The organism is Bacteroides helcogenes P 36-108 (genome assembly GCF_000186225.1).
Lineage (GTDB): Bacteria > Bacteroidota > Bacteroidia > Bacteroidales > Bacteroidaceae > Bacteroides > Bacteroides helcogenes.
Map to the genome: position 1 here is coordinate 2,695,115 of NC_014933.1, position 16,069 is coordinate 2,711,183.

Below are 16,069 nucleotides of genomic sequence, written 5' to 3' on the forward strand. Positions count from 1 at the left end.
CGTATCTCCTTAAAATTACCGAATATTGTGCTCTAATTTTATATAACTCAGATAATCATGACTCGAACTCCGTTTATTGCCACGATCTTTTTTTGTACTTTATGCATAACGGCTTGTGGATCAAAGTCAAAACAGACATCAGTAGAATTTTCTTCTGTAGCTTCTGACACAGTTTTAGTTGTTGATACGGCTATCACTCTTAAACCCGTATATGCAAAAGGATATTCGGTGAGATATTTTTCCGGAAATGTACGTCTGGTGGATATATGTGATCCTCAAAAGGAGAGTAGTAATATATTTCATTATGCTTTGGTGTCGAAAGGAGCAAATCCCTTCGGTATTCCCGATAATTATACGGTAGTTGAAACTCCGGTAAGGCGGGTCATGTGTATGACTTCTCTGCAACTTTCCAATTTTATCTGTTTGAATGCTTGTGATTATGTAGTGGGTATTACCAGTATCCGTCATCTCTTTAACAGGGAAATGAACGAACGCTTGAAGTCAGGTGAGACTGCGAAGATAGGTATTGAAGGTAACTTTGATAACGAAGTGATAATGAGCATGAATCCGGATGTTATCTTTATCTCTCCTTTCAAACGTGGAGGTTATGATGCCATGCGTGAAATAGGCATCCCTTTAGTTCCTCATTTGGGATATAAAGAGATGACGCCTTTGGGACAAGCAGAATGGATTAAATTTATCGGCATGTTTATAGGAAAAGAAGCAGAAGCAAATGCTAAGTTTGCCACTATTGAAAAGAGATATAATGAATTAAAGGAATTGGCTGCAAATGTGAAGAAGCGTCCGGTGGTTTTCAGTGGTGAGATACGCGGTGGCAATTGGTATGCAGTAGGTGGCAAGAGTTTCCTTGCTCAATTGTTCCGTGATGCCGGTGCAGATTATTTTTTGAAAGATGACCCTCGTTCGGGTGGTGTTACACTGGATTTTGAAACAGTATATAGCCAGGCGGAAAATGCGGATTTCTGGCGTATTGTAAACAGCTATGACGGATCTTTCTCATACGATGCATTGAAATCGCTTGATCCCCGTTATGCTGATTTTCGAGCATTTCGTGAGAAAGGGGTTGTTTATTGTAATATGTGTGAGAAACCTTTTTATGAGAGCATGCCTATGGAACCTGAAATTGTTCTGGAAGATTTGATTCACGCTTTTCATCCTGATTTGTTACCTGATTATAAACCGACTTATTACGAGCGTTTGAAATAATGAAAAGACCTGTGCTACCGTTGATGCTTTTATTGTTGGTGTCTATTGCCCTGTTCTTCCTGCTGAATTTGTTGTTGGGATCCGTCCATATACCTTTGAGTAAAGTGTGGAATTTTTTATGGGGAACAGGTGCGATAACCAAGCCTGACATGATGAGTAATCAGGAGGTTATTTGGAGCAATATTATCTGGAAATCCCGTGTGCCACAAGCTCTGACAGCTTTGGTGGCAGGAGCTGGACTTTCGGTAAGCGGGTTACAGATGCAGACGGTTTTTCGTAATCCCTTGGCAGGTCCTTCTGTGCTTGGTATCAGTTCGGGGGCCAGTTTGGGAGTAGCTTGTGTGGTGTTATTGTCTGGAGCAATGGGAGGGATAGTGTTAAGCCGTTTGGGATATATGGGAGAAGTCGCTTTATCCATCGCTGCTATTATCGGAGCATTGGCAGTCATGGCACTTATCGTGTATGTTTCTCAGAAAGTGAAAGGAAACGTGACTTTGCTCATTATCGGGGTAATGATAGGCTATGTGGCAAGTGCTATTATCGGTGTATTGAAATATTTCAGCGTAGAAGAGGATATACGTGCGTATGTCATTTGGGGATTAGGTAGTTTTGCCCGTGTTTCCGGAGATCAGATGATACTGTTTGTGTGCATCATGGCAGTGTTGCTGCCTCTTTCTTTTCTATTGATAAAGACAATGAACCTATTGCTGTTGGGAGATAGTTATGCGCGCAATTTAGGGTTGAATATCAAACGGGCGCGCTTACTTGTTATTTCCTGTTCCGGTGTGCTGGTAGCCATTGTAACAGCGTATTGCGGTCCGATTATGTTTATCGGTTTAGCTGTTCCTCATTTATGCCGTGCTATTTTCCAGACTTCCGATCACCGCATTTTAATGCCCGCCACTTTACTGGTAGGTGCTGCTTTAGCATTAGTTTGTAATTTGATAGCCCGTATGCCGGGTTTCGAGGGAGCTTTGCCCGTTAATTCAGTGACTGCACTGGTAGGTGCACCGGTGGTAGCTTCCGTACTTTTTAGAAAAAGAAAAGGAGAATTGAATGAATAAAGGAACCATACATATAGACAACCTTTCCATCGGCTATCCCAGTAAGGAAACAGTGAAAGTGGTGGTAAGTGGTATTTGTGCTGATATCAATGGTGGTGAACTAACTTGTTTGTTGGGGGCCAACGGAGTAGGGAAATCAACCTTACTTCGTACATTATCTGCTTTTCAACCCAAATTGGGAGGGGAGATACGTATTCTGGGTAAAGAAATTGGGGAGTACACGGATAAGCAACTTTCACGTGTCATCAGTGTGGTATTGACAGAGCGATGTGATATCCGCAATATGACCGTAACAGAACTGATAGGTCTTGGACGTAGCCCTTATACAGGTTTTTGGGGAACTTTGTCCAAAGAAGACAAAAAAGTGATAGAAAATTCCATCGCTTTGGTTGGTATCTCGCATCTGACATACCGCATGGTACATACCTTGAGCGATGGTGAGCGTCAGAAAGTGATGATTGCCAAGGCGCTTGCACAAGAAACCCCTGTTATTTATCTGGATGAGCCTACAGCTTTTCTTGATTTTCCCAGTAAGGTAGAAACGATGCAGCTTTTACATCAACTGAGTCGCCAGACAGATAAAACAATTTTCCTTTCCACCCACGATTTGGAACTTGCTTTGCAGATAGCCGATAAAATCTGGTTGATGGATAAAGCAAATGGTGTGACCATTGGTACTCCTGAAGATCTCTCCTTAAATGGTAATTTGAGTAATTTCTTTGCTCGCAAAGGTATTGTATTCGATCTTGAAACAGGCTTATTTCGCGTTGACAATGAATACACTTCTCAGATACGTTTAGTGGGACATGGGCAGAAATATGCAATGGTCCGTAAAGCTTTGCAAAGAAATAGTATTTTGGCGAACCGGAATGTGAGATCGGATATTTACATAGAAACCGGTGATCTGAAAGGTGACGGTACTTTCTTGCTGCATTTATCTGATGGTCAAAATATAAAAGTGAATACTATTGAGGAGCTTCTGGAGCAGGTTAAATATCTTTAAACTCCTATTTCATTGTTTATTCATTTACTTATGGAGACGCACAACATTACCGTTTGAGAGTGAATTATGATCATATCTTGTCAATCGGGCACAATGTCCGGTATACAGTTATCATTGTGAGGGATTTATGAGGGTGGATGGCAATTACGATGCTACTTAAGGCTACGCTCCCAATGGCTTTGGTGAATGGGAGCAACAGCCCGAATATCGTGATCTGGCACTTCCTGTTGATGAACCATTACAGTCCTTATGAAGATAAAACGGATGATTATTTTTATCAGTCGGGAAACTTCTACCGTTTAATGACAGAAGACAAGCAATAGCTTCTCATCAGCAATACGGTAGCAGATATCATGTCGGTGACAGATAAAGTGTGAGATATCGTCATGCGATACATTGTTATTTGGCGGACAAAGATTACGTAACACGCATATCGGTGAGGCTTCATATAGAATTGACTAAGGTGGAGGAACTTGCTTCCATGAGCGAGAAAAATCGTTTGTAGGCTACACGCTCTATGAAATATGTGTTGAAAGTGCAACAAGTTTCATCCCGGCTTATTTAGTTCTTGGCACATCCCCTTTTGGGGAGCTCTTTTATCGAAACCGATAACCGAATGTGAAAAACGAAGCAAAGTTTTTGGGTAAATATCTACTGTTTTCGTTAGAATTTATAATTTGGTTTAATTGTTTGTTTACGGTTATCAATCCCACTTGTGTTTCTGCTCCGATAATGAATCGGTGATATTCAAATATAAGTTTCATAGTGATGCCTGTATCAAAACGGTTGTTTCCTATGTTGTTTTCTTGCATCTTTCCAAAGGTATTCAGTCTGAAACGGTAATTTCCAGAAAGACTACTGCTGGTATAATCATATTTTTCACCAGATGTTTTTCCACCGATGCCAATTGCGATATAGGGGCCTGCACTTAATGAAATGTGATAGTTTTTGCTCAATTTGAGGTGGGCGGCTATCATGACAGGTATCTGTAAATATAGTTCATTCATATTGGCTTTTCCTACATATTCTATTTCGTCTTTGCCACCTATGGACACAAACTCTAAAGCAGATTGCATTTCCCAAGTCTTGCTGAGTGCAAATCCTGCACTGATACCTGCTTTATATGCAATCTTGGTTTCGCTACTCGAATTCTTTCCCCAGAAATATGAAGTGCCTATTCCTCCTTCTGCATGGAAAGAAACGGGACATTGTGCTACACTTGTCAATACACCCATTGCAAAACATATAGAAATTATTATTATTTTCATGTGTAAATATTCCCGTTTTCAGTTATTAATAATATAGTCAGTTTGCCTTTAGGTAGCAACGGAGTGCAATGTCGTTGACAGTGCTCTATCAGTAAATTAGAGAAAGCGCTCAGTTTATCGGGTGGAATAATGTCCCAAAGTTCTCGAGCCATATTCATTTGTCTGATGAGGGTGAGTGTTATTTCATTACATCCTGCTTGGCGGGCTATATCCTGTATAAAATCCTTGTTCATCACCACTTTTTTGCTGTGGGTATCCAGACTTCCTTCTGCCAGTTTTACAGCTTTACCTATCATCAACCCGAGAGTGAGCTGGGGTAATTTTAATTCATTGGCAATATTTAGGGTTTCACCGATAAAGTTACCATAATGTACAAATGCTTGTGCCGGTAAATCGGGATAATATGCTTTGATATATTTTTCACTCTTAGCACCGGAACTGATGACTATATGTGGACTGTTCGCGGCACATGCCACTTCCATGGATTTGTGTATAGAGCTGACGAATGCTTCGGAAGAGAAAGGCTTTACAATACCTGATGTACCAATAATGGAAATTCCACCTATTATTCCCAGGCGTGGATTGAAGGTGCGTTTGGCGATTTCTTCCCCACCAGGAACGGATATGGTTATAACTATTGGATTGGGATGTTGGGGGATGCCCATCTGTTTCAGATACCGTTTTACATTGTCCTCAATCATTTTGCGAGGAGTGGCATTGATGGCAGGTGCTCCAAGGTCGAGTCCCAAGCCGGGCATGGTAATGATACCTATGCCTTCACCGCCACAAACCGTGATGTCATATCGCTGTTGTGAAGGTAGTTTTGGTGGAAGAGGAGCATTTGGGTGGAAAGGGATAGCCACATTGGCCACCACTTTCATGCCATTGGTGATATCGGGATCATCACCGGCATCTTTAATAACAGTGGCACTTATTTCAAATATACTGTCACCATTTTTAGATATGTTGGAATGGAGAGTATTTCTTTGCGGCTCAACGGGTACGGGAATTGTTTCACCGTTAGGTAAAACAATCGAAAATTCCGATGGTCTTTTTTTGAGTGCTGTATTGAAAATATCCCAAGTAGCAGCTACGGCGGCAGCTGCTGCACAAGTACCGGTAGTCAGACCGCTGTGAAGTGTGAAAAAATCAGGTAAAGATTTCTCAACCATGCGGCGCAGTCCATGTTCGCCATTGACGTAATGAAAGTTGTCAGATGTTTTGGGGCGACAAATCGCAAAAATACGTATGCCTAATTCTTGCGCAGCTTTCACTTTTTCGCAGAATCCTCCGGATATTCCACTTTCTTTGATGAGAATGGCTTCGGGATGAATCTGTTGCATTAGTTTGCGTTCGTCTTCTCCATAGTGGTAATAATGAAGATACTCTTCGGGATACCCCTGTTTGTTTGCCAATTCACGCGAACTATCACGATCAAGTATACGGAAATAACAGCGAGTGTTTCCCTTCCAAAGTAATGTTAGTTTGCTGATACTTTGCACACCAGTAAGTGCTAAGAGGGTGGAGATTCTATTTGTTTTTATTTGGCTGATGGCATCGTCGTAGTCTTTACACCAATTGATATGTTTTTCATCGCGTTCGGGGAAAATGCGCTCGAAACGTATGACGGGAATATCCGATTCACGGGATACCTGTTCCAGTGTTTTATGGAGTTGTTCGGCAAATGGATGCGCAGCATCTATCAAGAGTTTGATATTATGCCGGACGCAGAATTCTTTTATCTTTTCTGTTCCCATTGTTCCATTCAGACGGATACCGTTGTGCAGAAGCACTTCCTGCTCATCTCCTTTGGTAGAGTAGTAGAAAGGTTTTCCAGCTTCTTCAAGGGTTTTGACGGCTATGCGTCCTTCGGTAGTTCCACCTAATATCAGGATCATAATTAGATAATTTATTTTCTGAATAAATGTTTAAATTCATGAGCATAGAGACGTGATAATCCTTCACGGTTGCCGATGGCTTCGCCTACAACAATCATGGTGGTTAAGGTGAGTTTGTTCTCTTTGATGATTTTGGCGAGATCTTTCAATTCGCCACGGAAGATACGTTCATCTTTCCAGGTCAGGTGGTAGCATACGGCAACAGGGGTGTTCTCGGGATATTCCTGTAAAAGCTCCTCTTGCACTTGCTGGGCAATGCCTGCGCTGAGGAAGATGCACATGGTGCTTTGCGAGCGTGCCATAAGGTGCAGTTGCTCACGTTCGGGCATCGGGGTACGTCCTTCACCTCGGGTGAGGATGATGCTTTGTACTTTCTCAGGGATGGTGAATTGCGACTTCAGGGCGGCGGCAGCGGCTTGGAATGAGGAGATGCCGGGGGTGATATGGTAGCTCATATTATATTGGTCGAAGTAGTTCATTTGTTCCTGAATGGCTCCATAGATGCAAGGGTCTCCGGTATGGAGGCGTACAACGAATTTGCCTCTATCATAGAATTCCTTCATTAAGGTGAACTGTTCTTCCAGGTCCATAGATGCAGAACTGCGTACAGTAGCTCCCGGCTTGGCACAGAGGGTTAACTCTTTAGGAACAAGGCTGCCGGCATAAAGTATAAGATCCGCTTTTTCGAGCATTTGGCGTCCACGTACGGAAATCAAATCCGGGTCGCCCGGACCGGCGCCTACTATTTCGATATGTCCGCGGCGTTCTGCATTGATTTCAAGCGCAGCGGCTACGGTATAGTTTTCACCTTTCTTTTTGCTTACTAACAACTTGTTATTTCCGGAAGAAAGCAATGCTGCTGCTTCACTGACACTGGGAGTGCCCATGTGTTTCATAACCGTTTTGCTGGGGTGGGGAACTTCTATTTTCCCTAAATCATCAACTGTATAGAAGTGGATGGGAAACTTCTTCTTAAGTGCCTTTACTACCGGTTCACCCTTCTTGGCATCAATAGTGGAGATGGAAGCAATAGCGGCAGGAAAGATGCCATGTTCTTTTAAAGTATTCCAAATGGCTTCTTGCACCTTCCGGGTGGGACCTGCCTGACGGGCAAGACCTATGCCGATGTGTATGGTGCGCGGTATATAGCATATCATGGGTATTTCCGGAGAATCAGGAACTTGTGGAGATACACACAGTATTAACTTGAAGCGGGACACTTTGATGTCTTGCAATCGATAAAAGACTTCAACGTGAGAGGGAAGATTGCTTTCTAACCACTCAGTACCTTTATCGCGTACGGTAATCAACAAGGCGGTAGGTTTCCGGGCTACAAAGATGCTGATAGGTTCGTTCATGCATGCTTTCATTTTCTCTTCCTGGGTTTTAGCAAGTACGGTCATCAGGAGAGCAGATGCATCGGCATTGATAACTGGGAACCAGTCAAACCGTTTCGGGAAAGTATCGAGTGCCCACAAACCGGTACGATCGCTTTGGGTAGTGACTACCGGTTCGGCTCCAAGAATACTCGCTATCCGATTGGTCAGTTCATTGGCGCCGCCAATGTGTCCGGAAAGTACGGAAACGGCATATTTGCCTGTGCTATCCACACAAATCACCGCAGGATCAGTATACTTATTTTTTATGCAAGGGGCAATGGCACGTACGCAGATTCCCATAGCACTGATAAAGATTAATGCATCGTATCGGTTGAAGTTTTCTGCCACAAAACTGCCGGCTGACTCTATATGGGTGCATCCTTCCTCTTGTAGTGTCGTAAATATCTCTGATTCGGAGAGTTCGCCACGTAGTAGTTTCGCGGCGTCCAGTCCGGCTTCGGAAATAAGGATAATAGCTGTTTTCATTTAGATATATATTTAAGAAAGCGTTGCTTTCATAATTTCAATTGGGTTATAATCATTCAGGGCTATGCAGAGAGAAGGATGCAGCATCATTTCAAGATCTTCGACGCCTTCGCTGAATGCGGCTTTGCTCTCTTCTGAAACGGAGTTGAAGACAATACAGCCACCGGGTTGCAGTACTTCTTTCGCTTTTGCCAATATCTCTTTCAGATGTCCGCCATGTCCGCCTATAAAGATGGCATCGGGGCGGGGATAGGAGCTGATTTCCGTTTGCTGGAAATCGCCTATAACTGCTGTGATGCCCGGAGCTCCGAAACGACGGGTGTTTATATCCATCAGTTCCTTGCCTTCGGGACGTATTTCAAAGGCAACGATAGTAAGATGTGGAAATTGCAGTCGCGCTTCGATGGAGACTGAACCGGTACAGAAACCGATGTCCCAAAAAACTCGGTGGCGGTTCAGTTCCAAGGTCTGCAAGGTAAGCAGACGGATGGGGGATTTCGTTATCATACGGGCACGTCCGTCCAGATGGGCAAATTGCTCGTCGGGAATGCCGAAGGGACGGGAGAGGCGGGGGCGCTCGCTTGTTGTATCCGTTTCGGTAAAGTGGAAGAACGATTCCGTATGGAGTATCAGGTTATTGGGGTGCTCGAAGGTGCTTTGTGTCGCTTCTTCGGGAGTCATGCGGCGTATGCGTTCTTTTTCGGGATTGCCGAGATGTTCGCCTATATACATTACATAATAGGTATAACCGTATTGCAGCATACGTTCGGCAATGGCGGCAGGAGTATGTTCGCGGTCGGTAAGAATGCCGATTTTGGGTACTCGTTCTATGAGGGCACGGTCGAATTCCTGCCATGGGCGACCGGTCAGTGAAACGGTGCGCATATCGTCATAGGGCATCATGAGTCGGTGTGCCAATGTCTGCAAGGAATTGAAAGTGGGATAAAGACGAATTTTCGCATCAGGCAGTTTCCGCTTTACTGTATTGGCAAAGCCGAAAAACAGCGGGTCACCGGAAGCAAAAACAATGATTGTCTCTTCTTTTTCTGTAAAGACCTTCTCATAACAGGCAAATACGTTATCTAATGGTACGGTAATGGATATCCATTCCGCCTGTTCAGGCAATAAGTCTTTTACTATATCCTTATGCCGTATGCCACCTGAGAATACTTTCCCTTGCCGTATATGTGATAACACTTCCGGCGGGAAGAAAGGTTCCCGGTTATCATTCATTCCTATGATTATAAACTTCCGTTCCATTACAAACAAATCACTAATTATTATTTACACGTGAGTTAGACGAATTCATAGAGTAACTCAATTCCCCTCCTCCCGGGAGGAGGGGAATTAAGTTACTCTTCATATTCATCGAACTCACATTATTACACGTCTCTTCCCGGTCTCAGTTGCTCAGCATCATTAAAGCATAATACTGCATTCATCAATGTTGCTGCCAGATTGCTACCGCCTTTGCGTCCTTCTACTATGATCTTGGGGATGCGGGTAAAAGGTTTGACCATGTGCTTGGATTCTTGCACATGTACAAAGCCTACGGGGGCTGCAATGATGCCTGCGGGGTTGGCTTTATCTTTACGTATCAGGTCGCAAAGTTCCATGAGTGCGGTAGGGGCATTGCCGAATACAAAAAGGGCATCGGGATGTTCTTCTACTGCCAGACGGATACCGGCTTGTGTGCGGGTGATTCCTTTTTCGGTAGCCATTGTTGCGGTGCGGGCATCTCCGAGGTAACATTTCACTTCTACGCCGAGGCGTTGTAGGGCGCCTTTGCGGATGCCACTGGCTGCCATGGTCACGTCGGTAATGATCGTTTTGATCTTTCCATTTTCGATGTTCTGATAGAGTGATGCTACTGCTCCTTCATCGGTAAGCAAGAGGTTTTCCATCTCGAAATCGGCTGTGGTATGTATGGCGTGTAGCAGGGCCCATTTATGGTCGAGGGGAATGTCTCTGTTCTTCAATTCCTTCTCGATGGTACGGAAACTGCGGATCATGATGTCTTGACCGATGCTTTTCGCTTGAGTATCCGTTTCACGATAATAACCACGGGGTGTTATAAAGGCGCCATTCCATTCGTAAGATTGCGAATTGCCTATCAGGACAACGGTGAACATGTCCACCTCTTCGGGATTAAAATCGCCTAGTGTGGTGATGTGTACTTCTTGTTCCGGTCGCCCTGCCTGGCGTACATAACCTACGGGAGTCTCCGGTGAACGTCCTTCTTGTAGAAAGAGTTCCTTCAGGCGATGGAGTTGCCAGTAACGGCCTTCGCTTTTGGGATTATAGACAGCGGTCACAAAATCGGCGGAAGCGGCGGCAATGATTCTTTTCTCAATGCGTTCCCAGGGAGTCATCAAGTCTGAAAGGGAAATCACACAGAAGTCATGTCCTACAGGAGCACCAAGCAGGGAAGCTGCTTTTTGGAAAGCGCTGATACCGGGCAATGAGATGATCTCTACAGAACTGTTCCGTTCGCGCTTCATTTCATAAATAAGCGGTGTCATGCCGTAAATACCGGCATCTCCGGAGCTGATGACGCAAACTGTTTTTCCTTGTTCGGCCAGTTCGAAAGCTTGTTCGGCACGAGTGCGTTCACGCTTCATGCCGGTGTCTATGCATTCTGTTTCGGGACGAAGATGGGGAGTGACAAACTGGAAGTAATATTTATATCCCACCACTACATCAGATTCTTGTAAAGCGGAAATAACGGCGGGAGTAATGTCTAGTTCGTTGCCCGGTCCGATACCGGCAACAATTATTCGGGGTTGTTTCATATCCGTATTTTCTATTAGAGATGCAAAGATAAGACATAATTTGATGTAAGCGAAGAAATCTCTTCCGTATGCTGAACAAAATCTCTTGCCGGACATTGTTATTCAGTATAAAATAAATATCTTTGGCTCGATATAAAGTAATATGAATCTGATATTTAGACGTAAAGACGGTTATTGCTTCAAAATCTTCTCAAATGAGGAAGAACGGCGGCATATTCATGTGGTGAAAGCGGACTGTGAAGCGAAGTTCTGGTTGGAACCGTCCGTGGAACTTGCCGAGAATTACGGCTTTACTAATAAGGACTTAAAGAAAATAACTCAAATCTTAGAGCGATATGGAGACGAATTTAAACGCCGGTTTACAGAACACATCGGTAAGCGTATTGATGATTAACGCCCAAGGCATCATGCTTTCGGTGCAGGGAAATGACTTTTTCATTTCGTACAATCGTATGCCTTGGCTCAGAGACGCTCGCATCTCCGACGTGCTGAATGTGCGCATGTCGGGACGTTCGGCTATTGAATGGGAAACTTTGGGCGTTGATTTGGAGATAGAGAGCCTCAAGCACCCCGAACGCTATCCGCTGATTATGAAACGTAATCCTTTGGATTGTATCTGAGTGGAGAACTCAACAACTCATAATCTCCGTCTTTTCCCTGCAGAAACATCCCTATATCCTTTGTCGGACGGAAATAAAGTATTACATTTGTCCTGACGTTGCAAAGCCGTCCGCTACCCACCCGTAGGATGGACGAAACCGCAACGGACAGTAGATGAAAGGCTCCGGTACAAGGCAGAACCCATCTGTCTGCACCGGAGCCTTTTGCGTGCAAGAACCGCCTGCCATCCTTGCCCAGAAGTATCTGTGGAGGGGGTAGGCGGGGAGGCGGTAATGAGATACGTATGTCACCACTCATGAGATACGTATCTCTCCACCCATGACATACCGTATGTCATACCCCATGAGATACGTATCTCACCACCGATGATATACGTGTCTCAAAACCGCCGACTTGCCGATGCCCTTTTCCGCCTTATGCGGACTCTGACGAATGCCTCCTGCCGGTTGCCGAAAGACACCGACACTTGACAGAATTATGAAGTAATATCATTGAACAAATCTACTAAAACTTAAAATGCTATGTACAAGTATAAGTTAGTTCAGAAAATCAATCCCCAAGACAAGACGGCCAAGAAGAAATGGTACGCCACCGCTATCGGCAACGATGCGCAGGACGTCAAGGCCATGACCCGTGCCGCCACCGAGAACACCACTACGGCCCCCATCGAAATGGAGGCCTCGCTGGAACTCTTGGGTAACTACGCCATGCAGCAGCTCCTGCAAGGACACATCGTAAAAGTGGGCGACCTGGGCACTCTGCGCATCACCTTCAAAAGCGAAGGCGTGGAGGACATCACCACCTTCAATGCGGGGCAGATGATTAAAGAGCCACGCATCCTCTTCACCCCCTCGAAGACGCTTCGCGAGGGTGTTGTCAAGAAGCTCCAGTTCCAGAACGGCGGTGTGCTCGAAGCAGGCGTCAGCTATGCTTCCCTTGCCGACTACAAGTTGGCCAAGGGCATCACTTCCGGCGGAGGCTCCACCGGTGGTTCCGGCAACGAGAACGACAATCCCTTGGGATAATCCTTTCGGAAATCTCCCCTTCGTGCCACAGCGCTTACGTAGGGGAATGATCAACGAGAAAGTCCATCGCAAGCTCCGCAGGTGGGGCGGAGCAAGCGGTGGACTTTCATCTTCTGCTATACCTTTCTTATCTTCGTTTCCTGCGGCATATCCTCCGCAGATAATTGATGCTTAACGTAAGGTTACTGACAGATTTAACGTAAGTTTACTGACAGAAACAACGGTTCCGCCGAGCAGCAATCATTCATCTTCTGCTATGCCTTTCTTATCTTCGTTTCCTGCGGCATATCCTCCGCATATAATTGATGCTTAACGTAAGGCCTGTGACGGGTTTAACGTAAGGTAGGTGACGGAAACAACGTAAAATTGCTAACAGATTTAACGTAAGTTTACTGACAGAAACAACGGTTCCGCCAAGCAGCAATCATTCATCTTCTGCTATACCTTTCTTATCTTCATTTCCTGCGGCATATCCTCCGCAGATAATTGATGCTTAACGCAAGGCCTGTGACAGAAACAACGGTTCCGCCAAGCAGCAATCATTCATCTTCTGCTATACCTTTCTTATCTTCGTTTCCTGCGGCATATCCTCCGCAGATAACTGATGCTTAACGCAAGGCCTGTGACGGAAACAACGCAAGTTTACTGACAGAAACAACGGTTCCGCCAAGCAGCAATCATTCATCTTCTGCTATACGTTTCTTATCTTCGTTTCCTGCGGCATATCCTCCGCAGATAATTGATGCTTAACGCAAGGTTACTGACAGATTTAACGTAAGTTTACTGACAGATACAACGGTTCCGCCAAGCAGCAATCATTCATCTTCTGCTATGCGTTTCTTATCTTCGTTTCCTGCGGCATATCCTCCGCAGATAACTGATGCTCAACGCAAGGCCGGTGACGGAAACAACGGTTCCGCCGAGCAGCAATGCCCAAAGGACGGTTTTGCGCAGGGTGGTGTTGGAGTTCAGTCCGGGCAGGCGCATACGGTGCAAGGCGGTGTATGACCAGTACTTCCATCGGGAGGAGGTATCGACATGGCGGATATTGCCCGTTTCCGGATGGATGTAATAGACGCTCCGGTCAGCATCTTCTACCGTTACTTTCCAGACGGGGAGTTGGGGACGCCCGCGATACATGCTGCTCATGTCACGATAGTATGTTTCAAAGTGGCTGAGCAGTGACATCCGAATCGGCACGGGGTGATGGGCTGTCGCACTGTCGGAGGCGTATATGCTTTCGATGCCTCTGCGGATTTCGTCTTCGGAGAGCTGTAAAGGGCGGGGCAGGCTGTCGGCCGCGTCTATGTAGAATTCTGTCTTCCCGTCTTTTACGGTATAGTAGGGATGTTCACGGAAGTTGCTCCATTCTATCTGTAGGGCTTGGGGATGGGCTGCTATGACGCTGCGATAGTCCAGTGTGTATTGGTCCGGTTGGGGGGCATGGGCGTGTAGTGTGCGTACGGGGTTGTTCTTCAAGGCCGGCTTATGAATCCATTCGGGAATATCTGCCAAGGACATCATGCCGCTGAAGGTAAAGGTCAGTACAAAGATCCCGAAGATTATTCCGGTCATGTAGTGCCAGTGATACCATTTCTTGCGATAGGGCGAAAAGCGGTGGTGACGGCTGCGGCGTGTCTTGCACCATATATCTATGGTTATCCAGATGCCTGCAATGACCATGATACATCCCAGGCCGGACAGCCAGATGACTGTTTTGTTCCATAGTGCAGCGTCTTGTCTCAGCCGGGTGAAATATACCCAGTGGGGAATGGCGCCCATCCATGCCCAAAAACGTTCGTTCCGGTTGGAGAATTGTATGGCTTCGCCCTTTTGCGAGCTTAGGTAGAGTTGGGTTTGGGCATCATCGGCGAAATGTATCTTGTAGATGGGCATTTCTTTTTTCAACTTGCCGAATGGAATCCATTGGTCTAAGGAGTGTATCGTATCTATGCGGGCTATGGGGGCGGAACACCACAGGGCGGCTGTCCGGCGGATACGTTCATTGTCCACCTGTGGCATTGAGTCGGATGGATTCAGAGGAAGATCGTATTCCCCTTTGTTTGTACGGATATGGAAAACCGTTTGTCCTAAGTTGCGGCCGAGGGTCAGATTCCTGACTTTTTCCTTGTGGGGAAGGCGGGCCATGACGGAAGCAATGTCCGGCAGCGAATCATCCGGTGTGGAGAGTGTTTCCTGCTTCTGTAGCTTTTCATTTGCGTTGACACGGGGAAAGTGGTGGTACATCATCACGAATGCGGAGAGGAACCACATGAGAAATAGGATGCAGAGCAAAGTGCCCAGTATCCTATGGATGGAGTACATGGATTTGGTAATGATATTCATTGTTGCTTCTTTTATTCTGCATCTTTGCCGGCGGCATAGGCTGCTTTCTTGGTCATGATGTCCGGCATGCGGTGTTTCAGCCCGAAACGAATGTGGTTGATGAAGATTTCTTGTATTTCGGGAGCTTGTCCCAAGCCTTCGAGATGTGCACTGACGGTATATCCTTCTTTCTCAAGTGCTTCTTTCCATTCTCCGGCTATGTCGTTTTTAGCGTGGTCGCCGGCTACGAACATGAAGGGAACGAGGGTTACCCGTTTGGCTTTGGCGGCCTTTAGCTGTGCGAGCATGGTTTTGAAAGTAGGATAACCTTCGATAGTGCCTACATGGAAATTGGTCAGTCCGTTTGCCTTCAGCATGTAGTCCATCTGGCTGTAGATGGCGGTACTGGGTGTATAAGTTCCGTGACCTACGAGGACAATATTTTCCTTGGCTGCTTTCTTTCCCTGCATGGATGTATTGAGGCGTTTTCCCAATATGTCAACAACCTTCTCGGCATCTTCTGTGGAATAGAGCAGGGGAGTGCCTACACGAATTTCTTTGAAGAAGGGCAGTACGCTCTCTACGTCCTTGCGCAGCGATTCCATTTCTACACCGTCAATGATGTTGGTGCTTTGTACGATAACGTGTGTATAGCCTTCTCCACGAAGTTTCAGGAGTGCATCCAGTGGGGTTGCCTTTTCGATGCCTCGTTCTTTGAGGCGGCGGATAATGATACGGGATGTGTAGGCTTCCTGGAATTTCAATTCAGGAAAAGCCGCCTGCACCTTTGCATTGATTGCGTCGATGGTAAGGGCACGGGTGTCATCGTGTGTAGTACCGAAGTGTACCATGAGAAGGGCGGCTTTGTCGCCGGGTTTCATACTTGCCAGCATATCGCTGTGTTCGTAGTTGCCTCCCTCATGCGCATGGCAGAGGAGGGAGATGGTCAACAGGATAAAGAGTGATATAATTCTCATATAT

15 protein-coding genes are annotated in these 16,069 nt (G+C 45.7%); 7 read left to right on the plus strand and 8 right to left on the minus strand.

The genetic code is table 11. The features are described 5' to 3' along the window. The first annotated feature begins 57 nt into the window (after positions 1-57). The 4 genes from BACHE_RS10940 (at position 58) to BACHE_RS17350 (ending at position 3,617) form a co-directional block, all read left to right on the plus strand. Positions 58-1,227 (plus strand): ABC transporter substrate-binding protein, encoded by a 1,170-nt coding sequence (locus tag BACHE_RS10940; RefSeq protein ID WP_013547768.1) that lies wholly within the window; start codon positions 58-60, stop codon positions 1,225-1,227. Next, complete coding sequence (locus tag BACHE_RS10945) at positions 1,227-2,291, plus strand: iron ABC transporter permease (RefSeq protein WP_013547769.1); 1,065 nt, start codon at positions 1,227-1,229, stop codon at positions 2,289-2,291. Before BACHE_RS10940 ends, BACHE_RS10945 begins: the two co-directional genes overlap by 1 nt. Beyond that, the gene (locus BACHE_RS10950) at positions 2,284-3,294 is read left to right on the plus strand and encodes an ABC transporter ATP-binding protein (RefSeq protein ID WP_013547770.1); all 1,011 of its coding nucleotides are present in this window, start codon (positions 2,284-2,286) and stop codon (positions 3,292-3,294) included. The genes BACHE_RS10945 and BACHE_RS10950 overlap by 8 nt, the downstream gene beginning before the upstream one ends. A gap of 137 nt (positions 3,295-3,431) precedes the next feature. Further along, the gene (locus BACHE_RS17350; protein ID WP_148229838.1) at positions 3,432-3,617 is read left to right on the plus strand and encodes a hypothetical protein; all 186 of its coding nucleotides are present in this window, start codon (positions 3,432-3,434) and stop codon (positions 3,615-3,617) included. A 273-nt stretch (positions 3,618-3,890) separates the two neighbouring features. On the opposite strand, the gene BACHE_RS10955 is transcribed toward BACHE_RS17350, so the two are convergent. From BACHE_RS10955 to cobJ, 5 genes are all read right to left on the minus strand, one after another. Then, positions 3,891-4,562 carry an outer membrane beta-barrel protein gene (locus tag BACHE_RS10955; RefSeq protein WP_013547772.1) on the minus strand — a complete coding sequence of 224 codons (672 nt, stop codon included), beginning with the start codon at positions 4,560-4,562 and terminating at the stop codon, positions 3,891-3,893. Next, entirely contained in the window at positions 4,559-6,460 is a 1,902-nt protein-coding gene (gene cbiD / locus BACHE_RS10960; RefSeq protein WP_013547773.1) for a cobalt-precorrin-5B (C(1))-methyltransferase CbiD, read from the minus strand. Before cbiD ends, BACHE_RS10955 begins: the two co-directional genes overlap by 4 nt. Positions 6,461-6,471: 11 nt before the next feature. Next, entirely contained in the window at positions 6,472-8,325 is a 1,854-nt protein-coding gene (cobM, locus tag BACHE_RS10965; protein ID WP_013547774.1) for a precorrin-4 C(11)-methyltransferase, read from the minus strand. A 12-nt stretch (positions 8,326-8,337) separates the two neighbouring features. Further along, positions 8,338-9,585, minus strand: coding sequence for a bifunctional cobalt-precorrin-7 (C(5))-methyltransferase/cobalt-precorrin-6B (C(15))-methyltransferase (locus BACHE_RS10970; RefSeq protein WP_041579360.1), 1,248 nt, complete (start codon positions 9,583-9,585; stop codon positions 8,338-8,340). A gap of 122 nt (positions 9,586-9,707) precedes the next feature. Continuing rightward, a complete protein-coding gene (gene cobJ / locus BACHE_RS10975; protein ID WP_013547776.1) occupies positions 9,708-11,117 on the minus strand; it encodes a precorrin-3B C(17)-methyltransferase in 1,410 nt (469 codons plus the stop codon). Positions 11,118-11,259: 142 nt separating this feature from the next. Between cobJ and BACHE_RS10980 the strand changes: the two genes are divergently transcribed. After that, positions 11,260-11,511 carry a DUF4160 domain-containing protein gene (locus tag BACHE_RS10980; RefSeq protein WP_013547777.1) on the plus strand — a complete coding sequence of 84 codons (252 nt, stop codon included), beginning with the start codon at positions 11,260-11,262 and terminating at the stop codon, positions 11,509-11,511. After that, on the plus strand, positions 11,504-11,737 hold the full coding sequence (locus tag BACHE_RS10985; RefSeq protein WP_013547778.1) for a DUF2442 domain-containing protein: 234 nt from the start codon (positions 11,504-11,506) through the stop codon (positions 11,735-11,737). The genes BACHE_RS10980 and BACHE_RS10985 overlap by 8 nt, the downstream gene beginning before the upstream one ends. Positions 11,738-11,818: 81 nt before the next feature. On the opposite strand, the gene BACHE_RS17355 is transcribed toward BACHE_RS10985, so the two are convergent. Beyond that, positions 11,819-12,028: a hypothetical protein gene (locus tag BACHE_RS17355; RefSeq protein ID WP_148229839.1), complete on the minus strand. Its 210-nt coding sequence runs from the start codon at positions 12,026-12,028 to the stop codon at positions 11,819-11,821. A 231-nt stretch (positions 12,029-12,259) separates the two neighbouring features. Between BACHE_RS17355 and BACHE_RS10990 the strand changes: the two genes are divergently transcribed. Beyond that, on the plus strand, positions 12,260-12,763 hold the full coding sequence (locus BACHE_RS10990) for an HU family DNA-binding protein (protein ID WP_013547779.1): 504 nt from the start codon (positions 12,260-12,262) through the stop codon (positions 12,761-12,763). 840 nt (positions 12,764-13,603) lie between these two features. On the opposite strand, the gene BACHE_RS10995 is transcribed toward BACHE_RS10990, so the two are convergent. Together BACHE_RS10995 and BACHE_RS11000 are read right to left on the minus strand one after the other, a co-directional pair. Then, positions 13,604-15,109, minus strand: a complete 1,506-nt coding sequence (locus BACHE_RS10995) for a PepSY-associated TM helix domain-containing protein (RefSeq protein WP_013547780.1) — start codon at positions 15,107-15,109, stop codon at positions 13,604-13,606. Positions 15,110-15,120: 11 nt separating this feature from the next. Then, positions 15,121-16,065 (minus strand): sirohydrochlorin cobaltochelatase, encoded by a 945-nt coding sequence (locus BACHE_RS11000; protein ID WP_013547781.1) that lies wholly within the window; start codon positions 16,063-16,065, stop codon positions 15,121-15,123. Positions 16,066-16,069: the final 4 nt, after the last annotated feature.